Origin of the sequence: Bacillus sp. AFS029637, assembly GCF_002584985.1 — a bacterium.
Lineage (GTDB): Bacteria > Bacillota > Bacilli > Bacillales > Bacillaceae_G > Bacillus_A.
Map to the genome: position 1 here is coordinate 41,123 of NZ_NUPZ01000042.1, position 21,949 is coordinate 63,071.

The following is a 21,949-nucleotide window of genomic DNA, read 5'->3' on the forward strand; positions in this document are numbered from 1 at the left end:
TACTATGAAGTATATGATTGGAGTAGATGGTGGGGGATCAAAGACAGAGGCGATTGCTTTTGATCAAGATGGAAATGAACTTGCAAGAGGTACGAGTGGATTTGGAAATATATTAATAGATTATAAGGACGCACTTTCACATATTATGGATTCGATTGATCAATGTCGGGAAAGTTTAATAAATGAGAAATGCGTATGTATTTGTTTAGGATTAGCAGGTATAAGTGGAGCAAATACAGATGAATTAACATTACGTCTAAAAAAGAAGTACGGAACACAAATTGAAGTTTTTAATGACGCAATGATTGCACATGCGGCTGCTTTAAGAGGGAAGGATGGAATTTTAACGATTGGCGGTACAGGTGCAATTTGTATTGGGAAAAAGGGAGAAGTGTACGAGTATAGCGGGGGATGGGGACATATTTTAGGAGATGAAGGAAGCGGATATTGGATTGCGTTACAAGGTTTAAAGAGAATGGCAAATCAATTTGATCAAGGAGTTACACTTTGTCCATTAAGCTTAAGGATTCAAGAGCGGTTTCAACTTTTGACATCGTCTCACATAAAAAGACTAGTATATAGCTCTTCAAAAGATAAAGTTGCAGCAATTGCACCATTCATTATTGAGGAAGCGAGAAATGGGAATGATGACGCACATGAAATTATGACGCAAGCTGGAAAAGAATTAGCAAGAATTACAGTAGATATTTATAACAAGATGCAGTTTGATTTATCAACTCCAATTGCAGTAAGTGGCAGCATATTACGTTTCGTTTCTGAAATATATGCTGAATTTAAGAAATGCTGTGGGAAAAGTATGGGAGAAGTTACATTTGTATCACAATCAGAACTAGCAGCGAAAGGGACATATTATTTAATGAAGGATTTATATTTTAAAGTATAAATAATTAAATGATATTTTGGTATGATTTGTAAAAATATGATGTTAAAATGTATAAAGGGATGTATGTTAAAAACGTACAATATAGGTAGTCATTGAATATTGTATATGTATTCCCATGTAGAAAGTGAATGATTACATGATTAATAGTATGCAGTTTTTGTATTTGGTGGTTTCTTATTTATTCGGAAACATATTGACCGCTTATATCGTAACAAAGTGGAGACATAACGTTGATATTAGGGATGAAGGAAGCGGGAATCCTGGCGCAAGAAATATGGGGCGCGTATATGGAAAAGGGTATTTTATCGCTACATTTTTAGGTGATGCAATCAAAGGGGCAATCGTAGTTTCTATTGCAAAATACCTTTTTGAAGATTCTACATTCGTAATGTTAACATTATTGGCCGTTATCATTGGACATATTTACCCAGTTTTATTTAAAGGCAAGGGCGGAAAAGGCATTTCAACATTTATTGGAGGACTCATCGCATTCGATTATTTGATAGCGCTTACTCTTATAGGCATTTTCATTGTATTGTATTTAATATTTAAAGGATTTACAAAGCCAGGGTTAATTACAATTGCTTGTTTACCAATTTGCATGATTTTGTATTCTTACTCTATTGTTACGACAATTATAAGTGCACTTATAATTGTACTTATTTTATATGTAAATCGAGAATGAAATGAACTTTTAATAAGTGGAGTTTATCTCCACTTATAATTTTTATTAAATGCACAAAGGAGATACAACATGGGGTTAATTTATAAAGTTGCTGATCAAGATTGGGAATTTGAAAGTATACATAAATTAAATTATAAAACTTTTGTAGAAGAAATTCCGCAACATGAAGAAACGAAAGAGCGTGTTCGTATTGATCGTTTTCATGAAGAAAATACATATTTAATTTGTTTAGATGCGGGTAAGTTAGTAGGTATGGTTGCGTTGCGAGGAAAACGACCATTTTCGTTAGATTATAAAATTCCAAATCTAGATTTTTATTTGCAAGAACATGGAGAAAATGTATATGAAATTCGTTTGCTTTCAGTAGAACGTGAATATCGAAATGGGAGAGCGTTGTTAGGTTTAATTCGCTTTTTACATCGTTATTTGCTTCTAAATGGATATGAATTGGCACTCATTTCAGCCACAACACGTGAACTACCTTTATATGAGCAAATGGGATTCAAACCTTTCCATACGTTAGTTGGTACAGAAGCAGCAGCTTTCCAGCCAATGTATGTTACCCCTGCTATGTTTGAAGAGTCGAGCGTTGGGGGTATTATGACGAAAGAATACACGTTTTTACCTGGTCCAGTAGATATTGAAGAAAATGTTCGAAAGGCATTTTCTACTAAGCCTATTTCGCATCGCTCTAAGTCATTTCAAGTGACGATGGGCAATGTAAAGAAACGATTACTTCAGATGACAAAAGCAAAGCGTGTACAAATCATGTTAGGAACAGGGACGTTAGCGAATGATGCGATCGCATTACAGTTACGCTCTTTAAAAGGGAAAGGACTAGTATTAACAAATGGGGAGTTTGGTAATAGATTAGTGGGACATGCAACACGTGCGCAATTACATTTTGATACGTATAAAAAAGAAATAGGAGAACCGTTTATTTATACAGAATTAGAAAAAATAATGGGAACTGGAAATTATGAATGGCTTTGGTTTGTTCACCATGAAACTTCAACTGGAATGTTAAATAATTTAGATGAGCTAAATGTTTTATGTAAAAAGTATACAGTGAAACTATGTGTAGATTGTATCAGTTCGATTGGAGCAATACCGATAGATTTGAAGGATGTATATTTTGCAAGCGGTGTTAGTGGAAAGGCAATTAAATCGTTTACTGGATTATCTTTCGTTTTTCATAATCACAATGTGAAAGTAAACGAGACATTACCGGCCTATATGGACATTGGTATGTACGAAGAAAATGAAAGCATTCCATATTCTCATTCATGGAATTTAATTTATGCTTTGCAAGAAGCATTGAAGAGATTTGAAGGCGAAATAGCATTTAAAAAAATAAAAGAGACGTATGCATATATTGAACAAGCTATTACTAATATGGGTTTAAATCTTGTTTCACCTAAAGAACATGCCGCGCCAATTATAGTTACCATTCAATTAAATGAAGATCAGTCTTCTAAGGCGACAGGCGATGCCTTAGCGTTACAAGGATATATTGTCCATTACGAATCAGCGTATTTACAAAAGAATAACTGGATCCAAATCGCATGCCTGAATCATTACAAAGAACGTGATATGAAGAGGATGTTGAATTGTTTACATATGTGTACTTTAAAGAATAGCGTACATATATGAGAAATGATTTTTTAACATAGTAGATTGCGTATAAAGGGATTATTACTTACGAAAGCTTAGGAATGAGACAAACAGTAAATTATAAATCATTAGAAGAGGTGTTAGTATGATAACTAAAAAACTACCATTACATATAGCAGACATTAAAAAAGCTCAAAACATTTTAGACAGAAATGCCCGTAAAACGCCATTAGTAAAATCTTTTTATTTAACCAGTAAAACCGGCGGAGAAATTCATTTGAAATTAGAAAATATGCAATTAACGGGTTCTTTTAAATTCCGTGGTGCATTTAATAAAATGTCTCAGCTTACAGACGAAGAAAAAGAAAGAGGAGTTATTGCATGTTCAGCAGGCAATCATGCGCAAGGAGTTGCTTTATCTGCTCATTTACTCGGTATTAAGAGTAAAATTGTTATGCCGATTTCTGCACCTCAGGCGAAAGTTGATGCAACTAAAGGATATGGATCTGAAGTGGTTTTACATGGTGAAACTTTTGATGATGCAAAGGAAAAATGTGAAGAGATTATTAGGGAAACAGGTGAAACATATTTACATCCATATGACGATGTAGAAGTAATGGCTGGTCAAGGTACAATAGGATTAGATATTCTTGATGATATGTGGGATGTAGATACTGTCATTGTACCAATTGGTGGAGGTGGGATTATTTCTGGTATTGCTGTTGCATTAAAATCTTTTAATCCATCCATTAATATAATTGGTGTCCAAGCAGATAATGTTCATGGAATGAAGGCATCTTATGACAAAGGTACGATTGTAGAACATTATGAGGCACCTACTATAGCAGATGGCTGCGCAGTTAAAATACCAGGCGATTTAACTTTTGAAGTTGTAAAAGAATTAGTAGATGATATTGTAACAGTATCAGAAGGCGAGTTAGAAGTAGCGATGAAAGACTTATTACAGCGTGGTAAAGCTGTTGTAGAAGGTGCAGGTGCATTAGCTACTGCTGCTCTACTTGCAGGGAAAGTGGATACATATATTAAAGGGAAAAAAGTAGTAGCGGTTATATCTGGCGGGAACGTAGACTTACAGCGTATTTCGAGTGTTTGTGAGCAATTTTTTGTAGCGAATGAAGTGAAATAGTATTTGAAAAACATTAATTTTATGAAAGAAGAGCTAAGAGAAATTATCTTAGCTCCTTTTTTATTATGTTTGTGTGGAAGTAAATAATGACTCCATTTTGATTTTACTCTTTTTTCGAATTTCACTGTCTGCGTGCCGCATTACATATTTATGTGCTATAGCAATTGCTAAAATATCATCTAATAAGCCAATCCCAATAATAGCAGCTATATCCGGAATGAAGTCGATTGTTAATACGTAATAAGATAAAGCGGCTAATATGATGAATTTTGCTTTAGTAGGTAACCCTTTTTTTCTCATTGTATAGTACAAAATAATACTTTCATATACACTAGATTTCCCGAGGTTTGCTGAGCTTTTTTTGAATTTTTTCCAAAGTGTCTGTTTCTCCATATAAACACTCCTTTTACAAAAACATAGATTTTTTAAAAGGATAGACAAAGAAGTGAGGGAATAATCAATTTTATTGATTTTCTTATTGTATATTTCCATGAAAATAGGAAATTACCTGTTCAAAATAAAATAATGCGAGTTATGCAATGATTCACATTATTTCGCTACCTAAATATGTACAGTAAAATGTATGTGGATGATTTAGGTATTATTATGCATTTTATAAGGGGGAAGGGGAATGAAAATAATAGAACTGACAAGTGTATTTTCTTTTTTATGAATTTATAGTTATAACATCCTAAATTTTGTTTATAATTGTAAATGGTTATTAAAATGTACAAATGTTATTTCTTTTTAAATAAAAAATATAAAAGGCAAAAATAATGCAACTTTTTAACGTGCGTATTCGTGTTATATATGAAAGGAGGAGGGGGATGGAGATTGAAGAAATATACAAGGTTTATATAAACGATGTGTATCGGTATTTATTTTCCCTTTCTCGTAGCCGTCACGTAGCGGAGGACTTGATGCAGGAGACTTTTTACAGGGCGTATCTTTATCTAGAAGACTATGAAAACCAAAAGGTAAAATCTTGGCTTTTTAAAGTGGCATATCATACGTTTATTGATTTTGTTAGAAAAGAGAAAAAAGTAGCTTTTGTAGGAACGGAGGAATTAGAGACAATACAAGCAAGTGAATCTACAGAGGAGTATGTAGTTGCAAAAAATAGTTATGAAAAATTAATTCAGATTATTCATACTTTACCATTGGTAGAGGCACAAGCTATTTTACTATGTGACGTACATCAATTAACGTACGAAGAGGGTGCTTCTGTATTAGATTTAAAGTTAAACACGTATAAAAGTCACATATTTCGTGGGAGAAAGAGATTGAAACAATTGTAAATTTAGCCATAGAAAAAATGCACACAAGTTTTTTCGTTTTTATTTATTGTGTAAAGATAGCAACACATCAACTCGTGAAATATATTCCTATTACTGCTTTAACTCTTGGATACACTCCTGTACAAGAGTTACTGCCTGACTTATTGTACCGCCACCAAATGCAGCTGTCACTCCCACCGCCTCAAAGATCTCCTGTTCTGAAGCTCCTTGATCTAGACATCCTTTAATGTGATAAGTGATACAATATTCATCCTGAGAATAAAGACTAATACCTAAAGCAATTAACTGTTTTTGTTTTTTTGATAAGGTGCCCTCTTTAAAGCATTCCTCTGTAAAGGAATTAAATTGTTCGGCTAGTTTAGGCATCTTCTCAGTAAATAAACCTAAACCATACTTATAATGAAGAAGTGCAGATTATGTAGAATTTCTACCTTAAAATTCCATATTTAATCCAGCTCCATTTCTCATATTTTTTAAACAAAAGTTAGTATGAGCCTAATGGGAATTGATTAAACAAAAATGATATTTATATCAAGGTGAGTGGAAGAGGAGCGAAGATTTAGAGATATGATATAACAGGAAATTAACTGGTAGTATTGCACACACGATATGGATAATCCATCGAATTCTGTAAAAGGATAACGTAAAAAGGAAGTGATGATATAGAAAAACAGAGTGTAGTCAATACATTAAATGCCTTTCTAAAAGGGCTGTACATGGGTATTCATGCCTATGAGCATTATATAGAGAAGTTAAAAGATCCAGAAATAAAAAAGGAATTTCAAAGAATACAACAAGATCACAAACAACATGCCTTAAAAGTAGCAGAAAGAATACAAAATCTTGGAGGAGTGCCAGTTGATAATGAAGGAATCGTTGGGTCTGTTCAAGGTTTGATAGGTCAATTTACAGTACCAGATACAATAGAAGGAATTTTAAGTAGCGCGTTAAAGGGCGAAGGATATTATGGTGTTCAAATATCAGAAGAAATTGTACAAGGTGATTTAGATCCAGCAAGTCATATGTTAATACATGATATTTTAGATAAAGATAGGGAACATGTAAATGTATTAAAAAAACTTACGCATTAACATTATTAGATGAAGAGAGAAGAAGATATAAATGGGGGAAATATGGAATCGGAAAATATATTTATCAAAAAGAAGAAGAGGAGGATATAAAAAATCATCTTTATTCTTATATGAAAAAGTTTTTTCAAAATGCAAAGTTGGAATATTTCACATAATAAGCCTCACCTTACATGCCCGTCAACTTGAGAAAAATAAATGCCCTAGAACGAATTTTTGTTGCAAGTTAGTACCAAAATTCGTTTTGGGAGTACTATAAAATCTTAGCTTGATGGGCATGGGGGACTGACGGCAAAACGCAGATTTTAAACGCTAAGAATATGCAGGACTTCATGCAGACTACAAGAACGGTTTGAGCTGCCAAATACTATTGTACAGGAATGTATGAAATTTTACATACAGAGAAGGGAACGGAAAGCTAGAAAACTATTGATATGAATGACTTTCCGGGATTTGGTTACCACTGATAATGGGACGTTATGTTAACTTCACATATATACTATATACATTCAAAATCGAATTTAAGTAGGCTACTAGGCATACATCCAATCTAAGCTTTGCCCCTGAGCATAAAATTAGTTATAAGTCTAATTTCAATAAGGAGTGAACCTCGAATCATGGTATATATACGACAAATGCCACTCTATGCCCAGAGCCCTTGGGGTCTTCAAAATTGTATATTTCGATTCACGTATCTGTGGCTTAGAAACGAAGACAATTTCTGGTTTTTTTTGACGGCTGTTGGGCACGAAAGAGTTTATGGCTATAGGTTTTTCGGCGGGAGATGGAATCATTATTCGGTTGCTATAAACGATATTGTTTCCTTCCATTGTTCTCCTCCGACTCCAACTCTATATTAAACACTACGCCTGACCTTCGTAATTTGAACTAAACCATTAGATTTTCATCCTGAACATAAAGGGTAGAACTTCTGATAACAAGAATTATGTGGACACGAAAGTCCCCCAGTTAAATAATCTGGAGGACTTTTAATAGTCTTCTAAATACATTGAATCCCGACAATGAGATATTATGTAAACTAGATATATAATGTATTCACTTAAAAAACATTACCTAGCCCAAAATAATAAAATTTAATTATAAGAATAACTTGATAGGAAAACATGATATAATAAATTATCTAAAAATTATAAATTTAGAGACTATTCATTATGAGAAAGGCGTTCTTTATGAAAAACGGAAGGTCTTTTATCGTTAATGATTTTAAGGGAATAACACCTAATTAACATAAATGGTATAGGTGTGCCCTAAATTGGAAAGGGGAAAAATTATGATTAAAACCGCTGTGAAACTTGTAGAATTAAATGCAGAAAACTGGTATGAATGTTGTGAATTAGAGTTATCAGATGGACAAGCAGAATATATTGAACCAAATGCTATTTCAATAGCTCAATCAAAATTCGAACCAACTCTAAAACCCTATGCAATTTATTGCGAAGAAAAAGTGGTAGGATTTTTAATGTTTAATTCTGAAATGGAAGAACTTGATGGGTATTGGGTATATAGAATAATGATTGATAAAAAATTCCAAGGTAATGGTATAGGGAAAGCAGCAACTAACTTAATGATTGAAGAAATGACTAAATTACCAAATGCAAAAAAAATAGTAGTGGGTTACCATCCAGAAAATAAAGGGGCCCATTATTTGTATTCAAGTTTAGGTTTTGTTGATAATGGTGACAGGTTCGGTAAAGAAATGGCAGTTATAAGATATATCAATGACTAAGAAATCAATGTAAAAAAATAAAAACTAAAAGTAACATGTAAGGAAGAGTTTGTCTTTACTTCCAATAACGATAATTTTGTGAACAAGAAAGTCCTCCAATTAAACAATCTGGAGGACTTTTAATAGTCTTCTAAATATATTGAATCGCGATAATAGGATGTTATAAAAACCTTTTGTGAATAATCATTCATAAAAGGTTTTTTCTTTTTATAATTATGTTCTGATCTTTTGATCTAGAATACTGATTCGTCGTGTAGGAGCGAAACTTCATAGTATTAAACGTATCAACTTAATAATATCCAAACTCAATCCAAAAAAAATAAAAAAGGCCTGACCATTTTTTAGTCAGGCCTCGTATTAAATTACAGATTATTTCCCTTTAAGCACTAGGAATGTTTGGAATCAAATTCTGAACGACCTTAATGAGATTATTTGCAATATCTTGTTGCTGAGATGTAGCTGTACCAGATCCCTCAGTAAATACTGTAACGCAGATTGGGCAAGCTTCGATATGAATCCCCAATAGATTTATAGCTAGACCACCTGGTATATCCACAGTGAGGATCGATGTGGAACCTTCAGGAGGCGTACAAGTCTGACAGTTCGTTTCAAGGGCCATAGAGTTACCTCCTTTCTTGATAGAGTTAATATATAAATATGTTCGGAGATACTCAAATGACAAAGGTATTTGTACAGGCCTGGAGAATTGTGTTAGTGACTCAGATTCATCCCCAATGAACTCAAATCCTTCAGGAGATGTTACAATTATTGGATTAGTATTAGTATCCTGTACAATGAAAATTCCACCAAGTTCAATGAATTCAGCAATGATCCCTCCTGGCTGCATCATTGCTATAATGTCCATATCAGTAATATCCCCTTGGATTCCCATCCAAACACACCAGTAATCCGCTGCCAGTTGTTTACCTGTATTGTATTGATCTTTGATAATTGATGAGGATATCTGTACAACAGTATATTTAGTGAGTGACCAGAGCTGTTTAGCAAAATCATAGGAAACAACACCATTCTCAAGGAGTAAGATACCCTTACCAAAGCTGAAAGCTTTGCCAGGAAAATTCATACTGATCGTTTCATTCATAGAAACTGTTCTCTTTATATCCAACGTACAATCATTGGATTCCTTTAAAGTTTTCATTTGAACCACTGGTTCAACAACGGTGAGAAAACTATCCGAACTCATGATTCCGTCTAATCTTGCAAAAATCTGAGCTCCCCCAGTATCAATTGCTGTAGTCAAACCCTTTGTTTCTTCCTCATTTGAAACTATTACACTTGAAGAATTACTGGAGTACCACTCTACAAGATTTGTAATGTCTCTAGTTGATTTATCGGAATATATACCTATCGCAGTAAATTGGTGACTCGAACCTGAACAAAGAGATAAAATCTTGGGATCTATCTTAATAGAAACCAAGACAAGTTTTCTTTTTTCGTAACATCCTTTCTCTTTTGTGATAAACAAAAGAGGGGGAGGGAATTGATGGGGAGTGTTCACCTGTTTTAGCCTCACTTTCTTTATCAATACATTTAATCAATATATGTTGCATACAAAAATCGGTTTGGACTTGATCGTTCTCCTGATTATAGAGGGTAATTTTAGTCCATGTTAACTTGGAACCATCCATTTCGGCAGGGTAATCAATCGTTAGGTCTATTCTTGTTGATAAAGGTGAGAATGTTACTTCGTCGGCTGTTAGTGTATACACTTCATCAACCGTTTGAGTTGTAACTTCAACACAAATGATTAGTGGGGAAAGGACGAAAGAGAAACTCACGTATGCATTTATTTACTTAGGTTTGTGATTACAATAGTGAAATTTCATTAAAGGGTTAATTAGATTTTTCTATAAAAACGATATTTGATATGTAAAAGTTAGAGCACTTTGGAAAGTGATCTGTAAAGGCTATTTATTCTAAAAAGAGAGGGTAGAAGATATGATATGAGGTTATTTTTAATTGAGTGTGTATCTTTTGCACAAAAATTGCATTGTGTAAAAATGAGGAAACTAAAAAAGAGCACCATGCACAAGTGCTCTTCAAGATAGGAGGTCACTCTATGAGCTGAGTCTAGGCTAGAAGAATATGGTGTAAAAAAGAAATAAGAACAAAATTTTATAATCAGACTAATAAAAAAGAGTAGCTAGCAAAAGCTAACTGCTCCCTACAAGGAGATACAGAGAAAACTACTTTAAATGAGTTCTGGCTAACAGCCTATCTACAGTATTGACGGAATATTGAGTTTTATCCAGGGAGTAGATGTATTTAATGAAAGAATATAGTCCAACACATTGCGAATAATGCAATCCAACCAATGCTAAGTCATATGTATTTCAAAATTTTCATAATTACTCCTTTTAGATATAAATTGCTAAATGAAGATGGATTTTATACACTTTTTACAAAATACTCCTTTTCTAATAAGAAAGTTACCAAAATATGAGAAAATGATATAATAATATCAATTACACATTTAGTACTACTGGAAGAACCAGCGGACATCAAACTATAAAGAGCATTAGTGATATTGCTCTATAGTTCGGTGTCCGCTTTTTGTTTTTTTAACAAAATAGATAAGGGGTGTTTATATATATGATGCAATTAACTTTCTTACCTAAAATTGACCGAAAAGCAACACAGGTTCGTTTAGAAGAAATTTTAGAAAACATTCGTATTTACAGACAATTTGGGATGATTAGAAACGAGATGAAGGTCACAGCCTCTGGTGAGGTATCATGGTCCAACAAACATAATAGGAAATCCAGCTGAAGATGTTGCTATGAGTGAAAGAGAAGTGAAATTACAACGTTTTTCTTTTCAAATTGATAAGGCATTAAGTCGTTTTAGCAAAACCCAAAGGGACATCATTGTAAAACGATATTTGGAGGATGAAGAAGTTTTTGATTACATGGTTTATAACGAGATTGGTATGAGTGAACGTACATATAGACGAAATAAATCTAATGCTTTTTATAAACTAGCTTTTGCTCTTAGATTAGAAATATATGAAACAGAAGAGAGTATTGGAGGGAACGAACGATGAATTTTGTCTAGCCTATTCGAGATCCAGAGCAAATACAACAGATTAAAGAATATTTGAAGGAAAACAATGAACGTAATTATATTTTATTTGTAATAGGAATCAACACGGGATTACGTATTAGCGACATTCTCAAATTGAGGATAGGTGATTTAAAAGGTAGCCATATCTCAATGAGAGAAAAAAAGACAGGAAAACAGAAACGTATTCAACTAAATCCAGCGTTAAAGAGAGAACTACGTTGGTACATTGAAGAACGAGATGACAGTGAGTATGTAATTAAGAGCCGAGAAGGTACTAATAGACCAATCGGACGCAGCATGGCTTATAAGATACTTAGAAGTACAGCAGAAGAATTTGAATTGAAGGAAATAGGCACTCATACATTACGAAAAACATTCGGTTACCATATGTACATGCAAACAAAGAATATCGCTTTACTGATGGAGATATTCAATCATTCATCAGAGAAAGTTACATTAAGATATATTGGTGTAAACCGAGATGCAATGGATAAAGCTATGACACGATTTAAAATATAGCAGCATCCTTTTTATTTTTTTCTTTTTATAATTACCCATTTTTTATGAGTTGTGTAATTCGGAAAGGGAAGTTTTATAAAGCCATAAATACCAAGGGATGTAGCGATAGGGGCAGTTACACAAAATATAAGATATGGGTAAGTGATGGAAGCTTTTCACTATAAAATAATGAGCGAATGATAATGTTATTCCAATGAACCTATTGGCTACTAGGTTAATACGATGTAACGGGAGGGAGATGAAAAAATGAATAATGGTCATTATGAATACAAAAATTCTTTTCATCAATATTATCCAAACGAGTCTTATCCTTTTGTAATGGACAACAGAAATATAGATATGAGTAGAGGGATAAGACCACAACAATGGCAACCACAGCAACAGCAACAACAGCAACCACAGCAACAGCAACAACAGCAACCACAGCAACAGCAACAGCAACAACAGCAGCAACAACAACAGCAATATAAGTGTCAATGTGATGGGAAAGAAGCTCTTTGTGTTTCAATTCCAGTTCCAATTACAGTTGTTCTTTTGGGGACGAAACTCCAAGTTGAATTACCGTGTATTAGAATAACTTCCGAAGAAGATATTACACCAGTATTGAAAAAGTTGATAAAGTCCCTTGGTGGTTTACTTGGCGGTACAGGTAGCACTTCATCTTAAAAATACAACTTTACTTAGTTATTCGGATAATACTAGCGTCCGTTTAAGTGAGGCAAAGTAGACTAGAATAGCAATAAGCAACTTTTGTGTGATTTGAACTATAACTCTACACTGTGTCAAGGTTATGACAAGGATAAAAATAAAATTTCATTTGATACGTAAGGAGTTGTTAAGTGGATGGGGCAGTTATCTATGTTCGATATGGATGAAACGAAAATCAAGCTGTATGAAGTTTTGGAAGCTGATAACTCCCCTCACAAGATTAAGAGTTATTACTTACACAACGATTATATGGGTAAGGTTAAGTACTTCTTTATTAGAACAACAGACGACACGATTATTGATATGTGTTTGAGTCAGTTTCCAGAAGTGTTTGCAGTATAAAAGGGATTCACTGAAGCGCAGATCAAGAAGATATACAGAGGAAGATTAATATAAAAATTTCACTTTGTAGAAATAAAAACCCTAGTTTCCTAGGGTAATGGTATAACAGCTCAATATATTTCACTTTTTTATATCCTAATGTAATATTACGTTAAAAACATCAGGTAAATGTAACCAATTGAAGAAAATAAAAGAGCAGCTAGCAAAAGCTAACTGCTTAGCCCCAAGTAAGAGAGAGGAGCGCTTTATTAGGTCTAAGGCTGAAATAAGGGTTTTAGATGTTAAGACCAAAGACCTGAATATAGTATAGATCTCACTTCAGAAATTATGCATATAAATTATATTCCTACAAAAATGGTTAAAAAACAAAGCAGCTAGCTCAATTAGCTAACTGCTCATCTCCAAGGGGGAACAAGGAAAAAATCTAATTTCATATACATTATTGACGAAATATTTAGTTTTATTCATTTGGACAAAAAAGGGACTGTATATAAGTACACTTCGGACCAATTTTTTATGGTAACAGTTATTGGTATATAGAAATTTACAAGTAGAAAGCGATATAGAAGTGACAGCCTTACATCCAATCACACTAGATGTAAAGGAAGGGGAATTCATTGGTATTGTTGGGCCATCTGGATCAGGTAAAAGTACATTACTTTCCATTGCGGGTGCACTTTTATCTTCTTCTAAAGGAAATATTTATGTATCTGAAAAAGAAATGACGGGGGTTCGTTTGAAACGAATCGGGTTTATATTTCAGTTTGTGAATCTTGTAACATTCTTAACAGTTAAAGAACAACTTCTATATATTGCAAAATTAAAAGGAGAAAATAAAACTGAAGCAAACGAATATGCAACTGAATTACTAAAAACTTTTGGATTAACACATCGAATTAACCATTATCCTAGAAAACTTTCTGGTGGTGAGAAACAACGTGTAGCAATTGCTCGTACTTTTATGAATAATCCAGATTTGATTTTAGCCGATGAGCCTACTGCTAGTTTGGACTCAAAACGTGCTAGAGAAGTTGTTGAAATGATGGTAAAGAAAAAAAAGCAGCAATTATGATTACGCACGATGAAAAAATGCTTGATGTATGTGACCGTATATTGACGCTTAGAGATGGAAAATTACTACGGAAAAATGAAATTTGAAAATAGGTAAAGATAAAAAGGCTCTTATAGAATTAGATATAAGAGCCTTTTTATCAATGTTAATTATAATATACAGAAGTTAAATGGCGTAATGTAATATTCCATTCATACCCTGTTCATAATCCTTAGATAAAATAAATCTCGTAAAAGGAAGAGAGAGTTTAGAAAAGGGGGGATTGATGTGCTAGCATCAGCTATTACATTTATTACAGCTGCACTTATTTTTTATTCATTTGGGGTTTGGAGTGAAAAAATTCAAAAAACATTAAAACCTTGGCATGTGTATATATTTTGGATTGGATTAGCATGCGATACGATTGGGACTACATTAATGGAGAGAATGGCTTCAGAAGGTTCTCTATTCAGCTTTCATGGGATAACGGGTTTATCGGCAATTTTACTTATGTTATTTCATGCTGTTTGGGCCACTTTAGTTTTAAAGAAGAAGGATATAAAAATGATTGCAAAGTTCCATACATTTAGTGTAATTGTGTGGTTCATTTGGTTAATTCCATATATTTCAGGGCTTGTATATGGAATGACAAACAACTCATAAAATAGATTTAAATTAAATCAGATTAACAAATCTCACAATAATCATGACTAAAAACAGACAAAACTTAACAACCTTGAACGGTGTTTATACAACTATTATATATACACAATCTTATGAAAAGCCTTTCGTGCAAAAACACGGAAGGCTTTTTACTACACTCATAATTCAAATATAATTAGGGATTAATTTAAATTAAATATTTCTCTTTTCATATCTTCATCTAGTTTAGAATCAATAACAGCTCTTCATTCATAAATCGTTTGGATTAGCTTCAAAAGCTAGCGATTTAAAGGAAATTGACACTCTATGTTTCTATCGAGTATTTTTTGCACCAGAACCCTTGAGAGAATATATGATAACGTTAATTAAATGAATTTTATAAAACCTTGCGTTTTACGCTAATAAAAATTATAAGATTCAAAAAAATGAAATTTGAGGTAAAATAATGAATATAGGAATAAAAATAAAGAAATTGAGGACCGAAAAAGGAATGACTTTGAAAGAGTTAAGTGAAAAAAGCGAACTATCTGTTGAAATTCTGTCTCAATTTGAAAGGGGGCTTACTACCATAGCAGTTGATTCACTTGAAAAACTAGCTGATATTATTGAAGTACATTTAACACATTTTTTTGATCATCCACTTAAAAGGAAAGATAGGGTTTTAAGAAGTTATGAACAAGAAATAGTGGATTCAGTAGAAGGTGGCTTTATTAAGTATAGTTTAAGTACAAATTTAGAAAATAAACAACTTGTTCCAAGGTTTATAGAAATACTTTCTCAAAAGAAAGATGAAGAAATATTATCTTATAAGCGTGAAAGTAAAGAATTTAGTCTTAAGGAAAATGGAGGTATTAGTAATGGATATCAGGAATAGAATTGAAAAGTTAAGGCAGCTAATGAAAGAAAATCAAATGGATGCTTATATAATTCCCAGTTTTGATGCACATCAGAGTGAATATGTAGCAGAACATTGGAAAGGTAGACAATGGATATCAGGATTTACAGGGTCAGCAGGTACTGTAGTTATTACATTAAATGATGCTGGGTTATGGACAGATGGTAGATACTATATTCAAGCTGAAAAGCAGCTTGAGAACTCAGGAATCAGTTTGTTTAGAATGGTAGATCCAGGGGTGCCATCTTATACAGAATGGCTAGGAGACGTTCTTAAAGAAGGAAGCATTGTAGGATTTGATGGAAATGTTTTTTCAATTAATATGGTTAAAAAGATGGAAAAAGATCTAAAAGCAAAGAAAGTCGCATTAAAAATGAATCAAGATTTAATTGGTGAACTGTGGGAAGATAGACCGGAGATTCCTAAAGGACCAATTTTTACCCATGACGTAAAATATGCAGGCAAATCACGAGTAGAAAAATTAAATGAAGTAAGAGAAGAGATGAAAAATAAAGGAGCAAATTATTATATTTTAACTTCACTTGATGAAATTGCATGGCTTTTGAATATAAGAGGAGCCGATGTGCCTAACAATCCAGTTGTAATAGCTAATGTAATCGTAGCAGAACAAAAATGTTATTTATTTATTGATTCTTGCAAGGTTCCCTCTTTGGTTAAATTAGAACTGGAAGCGGAAGGAATCGAGTTAAAAGCGAATCATGAAATACAAACATTCTTAGGAAATATTTCAAGCGGAGATACCGTTATTTTGGATGCGGATAAAACTAATATCATATTATATAATGCCATTAACAGTAATACCAAGAAAATTGAAAGCCCTAACATCACGGATGATTTAAAAGCTATTAAAAATGAAGTTGAGATAGAAAATTTAAAATGGTGTGAAATAAAAGATGGTTTAGCCATGGTGAAATTTATAAAATGGGTTAAAAATTTTGTAGATAAAGAAGAAATTACAGAGATTGCCGCAGAAGAAAGATTGGAAGATTTTAGAAGGGGGCAGGAAGGATTTGTTGGACCTAGCTTTGATACAATAGCGGGTTATAAAGAACATGCTGCGATGATGCATTATAAAGCTAATAAAGAAACGCAACATACTCTTAGGAATGAAGGTCTTTTTTTAATTGATTCAGGCGGACAGTATTATGATGGAACAACAGATATTACACGAACGATTGTTTTAGGAGAACTTACCGATGAACAAAAAAGAGATTTTACATTGGTGTTAAAAGGGTTTATTGCATTAAGCTCAGTAAAATATTTATACGGAGCAACAGGCCCTCACTTAGATGTATTAGCAAGACAACCTATTTGGCAGTATGGTTTGGACTATAAGTGCGGGACAGGACATGGAGTAGGTTTTTTCTTGAATGTTCATGAAGGGCCACAAAGCATAAGGAATAATAATAATAGCGTTATATTAGAAAAAGGCATGATTATTACGAATGAACCAGGAATATACTTAGAAGGTAAATACGGCATAAGAATTGAAAATATGATGTTAGTAGTAGAAGACGAGAAAACGGAGTTTGGTCAATTTATGAAATTTGAAGCAATTACGTATTGCCCTATAGATTTAGCCGGTATCAATAAGGATATGTTAACAGAGAGCGAAAAGCAATGGTTAAACAATTATCATCAAGAGGTATACATAAAGCTCGCTCCTTATTTAAATGAAGAAGAGAAAGTGTGGTTAAGGGAAGAGACTCGGGAAATATAAATAGGTTTGCCGAATACAGATGAAATCTTATCTATCACATTTGGAAGAAGAAAAACAAAAACACATTGTTATCTTGGCGTTTGGATGAAATCTATTACTATATGTTTTTAGCATACTACTAACTATAAGGAGGGATTGCGAAAATGGAAGAAAAAAAGTGACGTGGTTAGAACTCTTTTATGATTTGTTATTTGTGGCAGCGGTGACGGCTGCGACTCATGTTTTACTCCATGTTGAAGATGGTTATATCCATGCAGAGTATTTAGTGAAGTTTGTCCTAATTTTTATTCCAATCTGGTGGGCTTGGGTAGGGCAAACCATCTTTATTAACCGGTTTGGAAAAGATTTATTTCATCAACGGATCTTTTTGATCCTGCAAATGTTTTTTGTCCTAATAATGACATCAAGCTTATCCGCTGATTTTGATCCTTATTATCTGTCTTTTTTAATTGGCTATATTGGCTTAAGGGCCGTGACTGCAATCCAATATCTTATTGTCCAGCGTATAGAAGAGGGAGCTCGAAAAAAAGCAGCACTCTTTTTAGGAAGATACTTTTGGATTGGAATCGTTATTTCATTATTATCCGTCTTTTTTGATTCTTGGATTCGATATGCTGCGTTGTATTTAGGAATTTTTATCGATATTATTGTCCCACTGCTTGGAAGAAAGTGTTTAGAAAAAGTTCCTACAAATACAGCTCACTTGTTAGAGAGATTTGGTCTATTTACCATTATTCTCTTTGGGGAAGCTCTTATAAGTACTCTTGTGGTCATTCAACCTAAACAAGGAAATTGGGATTCAATAAGCTTTGCGATCATTTCATTTATCCTCATTATTTCGATGTGGTGGCAATATTTCGATAACATGGAGAAGAAACTCGACAAGTCTAGACAAACTTCCGGTCAAATTATTATTTACGGTCATCTGTTTATCTTTATGTCTTTGAGTATGGTTGCAGCATCCATTAGACTATTATTTTTACATGAGGTCTATTATTCATTTATCCTATATTTTGTTTTTGGTTCTGTATTGCTCTATTTCCTGTCAACTACAATTGTTTTTCATCAATACAGGTTTGAAAAACACCGTTTGAAAATTTATCATTTATGCCTGTTTTTAGGGATTTTAGCAGTCTTTTTTGTTATTAATTTGGTTGTAGTAGTACCAAATATTGTGATAATAGGGCAATTAACCCTATTTTTTATCATCTATGCTAAATTAACAACTACATAAATAAAAGCATAAAAAAACCAGTATCAAAACTTGAACTGCCCCCCAATTGTTAGACACAGTCTAACAACTGGGGGGCGTTTTTTTATGACTAAATTTAATTCAGAACAGAAAATAAATGCTGTAATAGGTTACCAAAATGGAAGAGTTGGGATTAATTAATCGGGAACAGGGCTAGAAAACAAAATACCTTTCATTAACTGAGGAAGGAAAAGAGTTTTTTAATGAAGCTGTTTCGAAACAAGAACAATTTCAAGCATCAAAATTTTCCAACTTAGCTTACAAGGGAAAAAACAGCTTCTAGGTTTACTTAGGAAAATTCCAAAAATATAGTAGGTAATCACATATCAGCACTAATGGTAAGAGTGATTGTAAACTTAAGAGCACTTTTTTATTTCAGGTAAGTGGGAAAAAGTAGTTTTATTGCCAAGGTATCTACTTCGTTGATTGAATAAAGGTGAATCTATTTGCTATTTTCAATAGCAATGCCTAATTTAAAATGGCTTCCTGGTAAAAAATACAATAATCAGCCTCAAATATAGCTTTTTCTCCTTCTGACCTATTTCAAATGATTAATTGGAAATCCTATATTATTAATACTTAATTTGATATCCAAAATGTTGGGCAATCCCCTTTTATTATCTTAATATTTTACGAATGGCTAATAACAAACTTAGTAATGGGTATTGTTAATAATCTCTATTAATGTGTTTTTAATAAAATTAGAGACCAATATTTATAGACAATAAAAAACTTCAGAAAAAGGAAAAAACACCCTGGAAGTCGTATATAAATTATCGATAAATTGAAGATGTTTTTTTAGGTTAAATGTCTAATTAGAAATAAAAATAGGAGTGAATATAAAATGAGTAAAACAACGATGGGTATTCACCACATAACTGCAATTGTTGGTCATCCTCAAGAGAATGTTGATTTCTATGCAGGTGTATTAGGTTTACGTTTAGTGAAAAAAACTGTAAATTTCGATGACTCAGGTACCTACCATCTTTATTTTGGTAATGAGGGTGGAAAACCAGGAACAATCATCACATTTTTTTCCATGAGCGGGAGCTAGTCAAGGGGAAATTGGTGATGGTCAAGTAGGCATTAGAGTTTTTTAGGTTACTTAGGGGTATTTCCACATGCCCATCAACTTAAGAAAAATAAACACCCCAAAAAAGAAAAAATGAGCTGAATTCTCAAAAAAACTAACTGTAGAGAAAGAGAATTTTCATTTAGGGTATACTTCAAAACCTTAGCTTGGTGGACATGGCGTACCGCCCACATTTTAACGAAAATATACGCTAAGCAAAATTTCTGTAGTATTTAAAGAAATGTAAGTACTATTTTAAAGAACTACATGCTACTGAATTAAGTTTATAATTTATAGTTGTAAGATGATTAATAATGAATAAGGAGAAGAATTATTAAAGTGTTCTTGTAAATTGAGAGTTAAAGGGGAAAACAGGATGCAAGAAAATCGTGTTAGATTGAATGGAGGATTTAATAACGACATTTTTTATATCAAAGAGAAAGAAAGGGTAGTTAGAATTTCTGAAAAGAGTAAAACAAAAGAGATGGTTTTACAAGAAATAGAGTGGATGAATTTTTTATATGAAAAAGGTGTACTTGTACCTAAGCCAATAATTCCTTTAGAGTGTGAGGAAGAACGGGTTAAAACATATTTTGAATTTATTAAGGGCGATCAAATTGATGTTACAAATAAATCCCACTGGAATGAAAAAACTTTTAAAAAACTTGGTAAAATTTTAGGAAGAATGCATGCACTATCCAAAGATTTTAAATTACAAACAATACAACGTCCTGAATGGAAAGTTGAAAATCCTGATGTCTTTGATATTAGAAGAAAGTTAGACCCATGGATTAGGGAGAAATATGAAAAGTTGGTACACAGTCTAACTTCATATATTATTAATCCTGATACTTTCGGACTTATTCATAATGACTATCATCTAGGAAATTTAATTATTAATGAGGAAGGTCGTATAACTACAATTGACTTTGATGACTGCTCATTTAATTGGTATGCTCAGGATATTGCAGTAGCTTTCTATCATGCTTATTGGCAACATAGCTCCTTCAATGGCAATACACATTCTTTTTGTGATATATTTATGAGTAATTTTTTTGCAGGATATAAAACAGAAAATACGCTTCATAAGGATATAATTATACAAATTCCTATTTTCTTAAAAATAAGAGAGATTTATTTGTATCAATTATTCATTCAAAAATGGGATACGAATAATTTAGAAGAATGGCAAGAATACACCTTATTTAGCTTAGAAGACAAAATCAAGAATCAAGTACCATATGCAGGTATTAATGATTTTTCTGTTTTTTTGTAGGATGTCAACATGTACATTACATTTTGTTAATGCACTAATGGGTGCTTTTCTTGAATAAGCGAAGAATATTATTCATTCCTCTAAGTCTATTAAAAATCTAATAATCCCAACTTTTTATCTAGAAAGCTGGGATTATTTTCGTAATGAAAAAAATACGTTATTCTTTCTGTAGAATCATAAGAAAGGATGGCGTTTTTTATGTCTGTTTCTGTGTCTGATGAATTACAACTATTTGCTCAAGAGATTCAAAGCTTTTTATCTCAAAATATCTTACGCGATCTTGATAGAGATGTTGGTTTCGTACAACGAACCAGTAAATACCAAGCAAAAGATTTAGTCGCTTTATGTGTATGGATGAGCCCAAATGTCGCTACAACTTCTTTAACTCAATTATCTAGCTGTTTGGAAGCATCAACAGAAGTACTCATCAGTCCTGAGGGACTGAATCAACGGTTTAATAAGGCGGCCGTCCTACTTTTACAACAGCTACTAGCCGAACTACTAAGCAAAAAAATGGCCGCATCTATGCCGATTTCTTCTCCATACACTTCTGTTTTCAAACGTATTCGTATTTTAGATTCAACTGCATTTCAACTCCCGGATGTATTTTCATCGGTTTATCCAGGTGCAGGAGGATGCAGCCATACAGCTGGGATAAAAATTCAACTTGAGTATGATTTGTTAAGTGGACAGTTCCTACATATTCATACAGGTCCAGGTAAACAACATGATCGCACTTAAGGCTCTCTGTGTGCCCCAACTGTGACAGCGAATGATTTATGTATCCGAGATTTAGGCTATTTTCATTTAAAAGACCTTCAATATATACAAAATAAAGAGGCCTACTATATCTCTCGTATCAA

Annotated in this window: 17 protein-coding genes and 7 pseudogenes; 21 read left to right on the plus strand and 3 right to left on the minus strand. The window is 33.0% G+C overall.

Annotated elements, in window-relative coordinates; all coding sequences use genetic code 11:
• The first annotated feature begins 4 nt into the window (after positions 1–4).
• The 4 genes from COE49_RS24385 (at position 5) to tdcB (ending at position 4,350) form a co-directional block, all read left to right on the plus strand.
• Entirely contained in the window at positions 5–904 is a 900-nt protein-coding gene (locus COE49_RS24385; protein ID WP_088233302.1) for a BadF/BadG/BcrA/BcrD ATPase family protein, read from the plus strand.
• Positions 905–1,040: 136 nt separating this feature from the next.
• The gene (gene plsY, locus COE49_RS24390; RefSeq protein ID WP_088233301.1) at positions 1,041–1,589 is read left to right on the plus strand and encodes a glycerol-3-phosphate 1-O-acyltransferase PlsY; all 549 of its coding nucleotides are present in this window, start codon (positions 1,041–1,043) and stop codon (positions 1,587–1,589) included.
• A 69-nt stretch (positions 1,590–1,658) separates the two neighbouring features.
• Positions 1,659–3,242, plus strand: a complete 1,584-nt coding sequence (locus COE49_RS24395; protein ID WP_098253320.1) for an aminotransferase class V-fold PLP-dependent enzyme — start codon at positions 1,659–1,661, stop codon at positions 3,240–3,242.
• A gap of 106 nt (positions 3,243–3,348) precedes the next feature.
• On the plus strand, positions 3,349–4,350 hold the full coding sequence (gene tdcB / locus COE49_RS24400; RefSeq protein ID WP_098253319.1) for a bifunctional threonine ammonia-lyase/L-serine ammonia-lyase TdcB: 1,002 nt from the start codon (positions 3,349–3,351) through the stop codon (positions 4,348–4,350).
• Between the two features lie 63 nt (positions 4,351–4,413).
• Here the strand turns inward: tdcB and COE49_RS24405 are convergent, their stop codons facing one another.
• Positions 4,414–4,743 carry a YkvA family protein gene (locus COE49_RS24405; protein WP_088233298.1) on the minus strand — a complete coding sequence of 110 codons (330 nt, stop codon included), beginning with the start codon at positions 4,741–4,743 and terminating at the stop codon, positions 4,414–4,416.
• A gap of 434 nt (positions 4,744–5,177) precedes the next feature.
• On the opposite strand from COE49_RS24405, the gene COE49_RS24410 reads away from it, so the two are divergent.
• The gene (locus COE49_RS24410; protein ID WP_098882675.1) at positions 5,178–5,648 is read left to right on the plus strand and encodes a sigma-70 family RNA polymerase sigma factor; all 471 of its coding nucleotides are present in this window, start codon (positions 5,178–5,180) and stop codon (positions 5,646–5,648) included.
• A 90-nt stretch (positions 5,649–5,738) separates the two neighbouring features.
• On the opposite strand, the pseudogene COE49_RS24415 reads toward COE49_RS24410, so the two are convergent.
• A pseudogene (locus COE49_RS24415) lies at positions 5,739–6,080 on the minus strand (carboxymuconolactone decarboxylase family protein); the annotation flags it as partial.
• 230 nt (positions 6,081–6,310) lie between these two features.
• Between COE49_RS24415 and COE49_RS24420 the strand changes: the two are divergent.
• The 3 genes and pseudogenes from COE49_RS24420 to COE49_RS24435 all read left to right on the plus strand — a co-directional run bounded on the left by COE49_RS24420 (position 6,311) and on the right by COE49_RS24435 (position 8,483).
• The gene (locus tag COE49_RS24420) at positions 6,311–6,739 is read left to right on the plus strand and encodes a ferritin-like domain-containing protein (protein WP_088233296.1); all 429 of its coding nucleotides are present in this window, start codon (positions 6,311–6,313) and stop codon (positions 6,737–6,739) included.
• A pseudogene (locus COE49_RS24425) lies at positions 6,712–6,894 on the plus strand (spore photoproduct lyase family protein); the annotation flags it as partial. The gene COE49_RS24420 and the pseudogene COE49_RS24425, both read left to right, overlap by 28 nt.
• A 1,133-nt stretch (positions 6,895–8,027) precedes the next feature.
• Positions 8,028–8,483 carry a GNAT family N-acetyltransferase gene (locus tag COE49_RS24435; protein ID WP_000597922.1) on the plus strand — a complete coding sequence of 152 codons (456 nt, stop codon included), beginning with the start codon at positions 8,028–8,030 and terminating at the stop codon, positions 8,481–8,483.
• 379 nt (positions 8,484–8,862) lie between these two features.
• Here COE49_RS24435 and COE49_RS24440 read toward each other — a convergent pair whose 3' ends face one another.
• A complete protein-coding gene (locus tag COE49_RS24440; RefSeq protein ID WP_369689533.1) occupies positions 8,863–10,017 on the minus strand; it encodes an Ig-like domain-containing protein in 1,155 nt (384 codons plus the stop codon).
• Positions 10,018–11,096: 1,079 nt separating this feature from the next.
• Between COE49_RS24440 and COE49_RS24450 the strand changes: the two are divergent.
• The 13 genes and pseudogenes from COE49_RS24450 to COE49_RS24510 all read left to right on the plus strand — a co-directional run.
• Positions 11,097–11,547, plus strand: a pseudogene (locus tag COE49_RS24450) (ArpU family phage packaging/lysis transcriptional regulator).
• A 14-nt stretch (positions 11,548–11,561) separates the two neighbouring features.
• A complete protein-coding gene (locus COE49_RS24455) occupies positions 11,562–12,086 on the plus strand; it encodes a site-specific integrase (RefSeq protein ID WP_255294759.1) in 525 nt (174 codons plus the stop codon).
• Between the two features lie 246 nt (positions 12,087–12,332).
• Positions 12,333–12,752: a hypothetical protein gene (locus COE49_RS24460; RefSeq protein WP_098841205.1), complete on the plus strand. Its 420-nt coding sequence runs from the start codon at positions 12,333–12,335 to the stop codon at positions 12,750–12,752.
• A 177-nt stretch (positions 12,753–12,929) separates the two neighbouring features.
• Complete coding sequence (locus COE49_RS24465) at positions 12,930–13,136, plus strand: hypothetical protein (RefSeq protein WP_088233292.1); 207 nt, start codon at positions 12,930–12,932, stop codon at positions 13,134–13,136.
• A 529-nt stretch (positions 13,137–13,665) separates the two neighbouring features.
• Positions 13,666–14,294, plus strand: a pseudogene (locus COE49_RS24470) (ABC transporter ATP-binding protein).
• A gap of 181 nt (positions 14,295–14,475) precedes the next feature.
• On the plus strand, positions 14,476–14,850 hold the full coding sequence (locus COE49_RS24475; RefSeq protein WP_088233291.1) for an HsmA family protein: 375 nt from the start codon (positions 14,476–14,478) through the stop codon (positions 14,848–14,850).
• A gap of 445 nt (positions 14,851–15,295) precedes the next feature.
• Positions 15,296–15,724, plus strand: a complete 429-nt coding sequence (locus COE49_RS24480) for a helix-turn-helix domain-containing protein (protein WP_088233290.1) — start codon at positions 15,296–15,298, stop codon at positions 15,722–15,724.
• A complete protein-coding gene (locus tag COE49_RS24485) occupies positions 15,708–17,486 on the plus strand; it encodes an aminopeptidase P family protein (protein ID WP_088233289.1) in 1,779 nt (592 codons plus the stop codon). Before COE49_RS24480 ends, COE49_RS24485 begins: the two co-directional genes overlap by 17 nt.
• 23 nt (positions 17,487–17,509) lie before the next feature.
• Positions 17,510–17,581, plus strand: a pseudogene (locus tag COE49_RS28535) (IS6 family transposase); the annotation flags it as partial.
• A gap of 29 nt (positions 17,582–17,610) precedes the next feature.
• On the plus strand, positions 17,611–18,720 hold the full coding sequence (locus COE49_RS24490; protein ID WP_098253317.1) for a low temperature requirement protein A: 1,110 nt from the start codon (positions 17,611–17,613) through the stop codon (positions 18,718–18,720).
• A gap of 862 nt (positions 18,721–19,582) precedes the next feature.
• A pseudogene (locus tag COE49_RS24500) lies at positions 19,583–19,826 on the plus strand (VOC family protein); the annotation flags it as partial.
• Between the two features lie 360 nt (positions 19,827–20,186).
• Positions 20,187–21,086 carry a phosphotransferase enzyme family protein gene (locus COE49_RS24505; protein ID WP_098858974.1) on the plus strand — a complete coding sequence of 300 codons (900 nt, stop codon included), beginning with the start codon at positions 20,187–20,189 and terminating at the stop codon, positions 21,084–21,086.
• Between the two features lie 198 nt (positions 21,087–21,284).
• A pseudogene (locus COE49_RS24510) lies at positions 21,285–21,949 on the plus strand (IS4 family transposase); the annotation flags it as partial.

Excerpts from the sequence above, each read along its gene's own strand:
- COE49_RS24385 (WP_088233302.1), top strand. The coding sequence starts at position 5 with ATGAAGTATATGATTGGAGTAGATGGTGGGGGATCAAAGACAGAGGCG.
- plsY (WP_088233301.1), top strand. The coding sequence starts at position 1,041 with ATGATTAATAGTATGCAGTTTTTGTATTTGGTGGTTTCTTATTTATTC.
- COE49_RS24395 (WP_098253320.1), top strand. The coding sequence starts at position 1,659 with ATGGGGTTAATTTATAAAGTTGCTGATCAAGATTGGGAATTTGAAAGT.
- tdcB (WP_098253319.1), top strand. The coding sequence starts at position 3,349 with ATGATAACTAAAAAACTACCATTACATATAGCAGACATTAAAAAAGCT.
- COE49_RS24405 (WP_088233298.1), bottom strand. The coding sequence starts at position 4,743 with ATGGAGAAACAGACACTTTGGAAAAAATTCAAAAAAAGCTCAGCAAAC.
- COE49_RS24410 (WP_098882675.1), top strand. The coding sequence starts at position 5,178 with ATGGAGATTGAAGAAATATACAAGGTTTATATAAACGATGTGTATCGG.
- COE49_RS24435 (WP_000597922.1), top strand. The coding sequence starts at position 8,028 with ATGATTAAAACCGCTGTGAAACTTGTAGAATTAAATGCAGAAAACTGG.
- COE49_RS24460 (WP_098841205.1), top strand. The coding sequence starts at position 12,333 with ATGAATAATGGTCATTATGAATACAAAAATTCTTTTCATCAATATTAT.
- COE49_RS24465 (WP_088233292.1), top strand. The coding sequence starts at position 12,930 with ATGGGGCAGTTATCTATGTTCGATATGGATGAAACGAAAATCAAGCTG.
- COE49_RS24480 (WP_088233290.1), top strand. The coding sequence starts at position 15,296 with ATGAATATAGGAATAAAAATAAAGAAATTGAGGACCGAAAAAGGAATG.
- COE49_RS24485 (WP_088233289.1), top strand. The coding sequence starts at position 15,708 with ATGGATATCAGGAATAGAATTGAAAAGTTAAGGCAGCTAATGAAAGAA.
- COE49_RS24505 (WP_098858974.1), top strand. The coding sequence starts at position 20,187 with ATGCAAGAAAATCGTGTTAGATTGAATGGAGGATTTAATAACGACATT.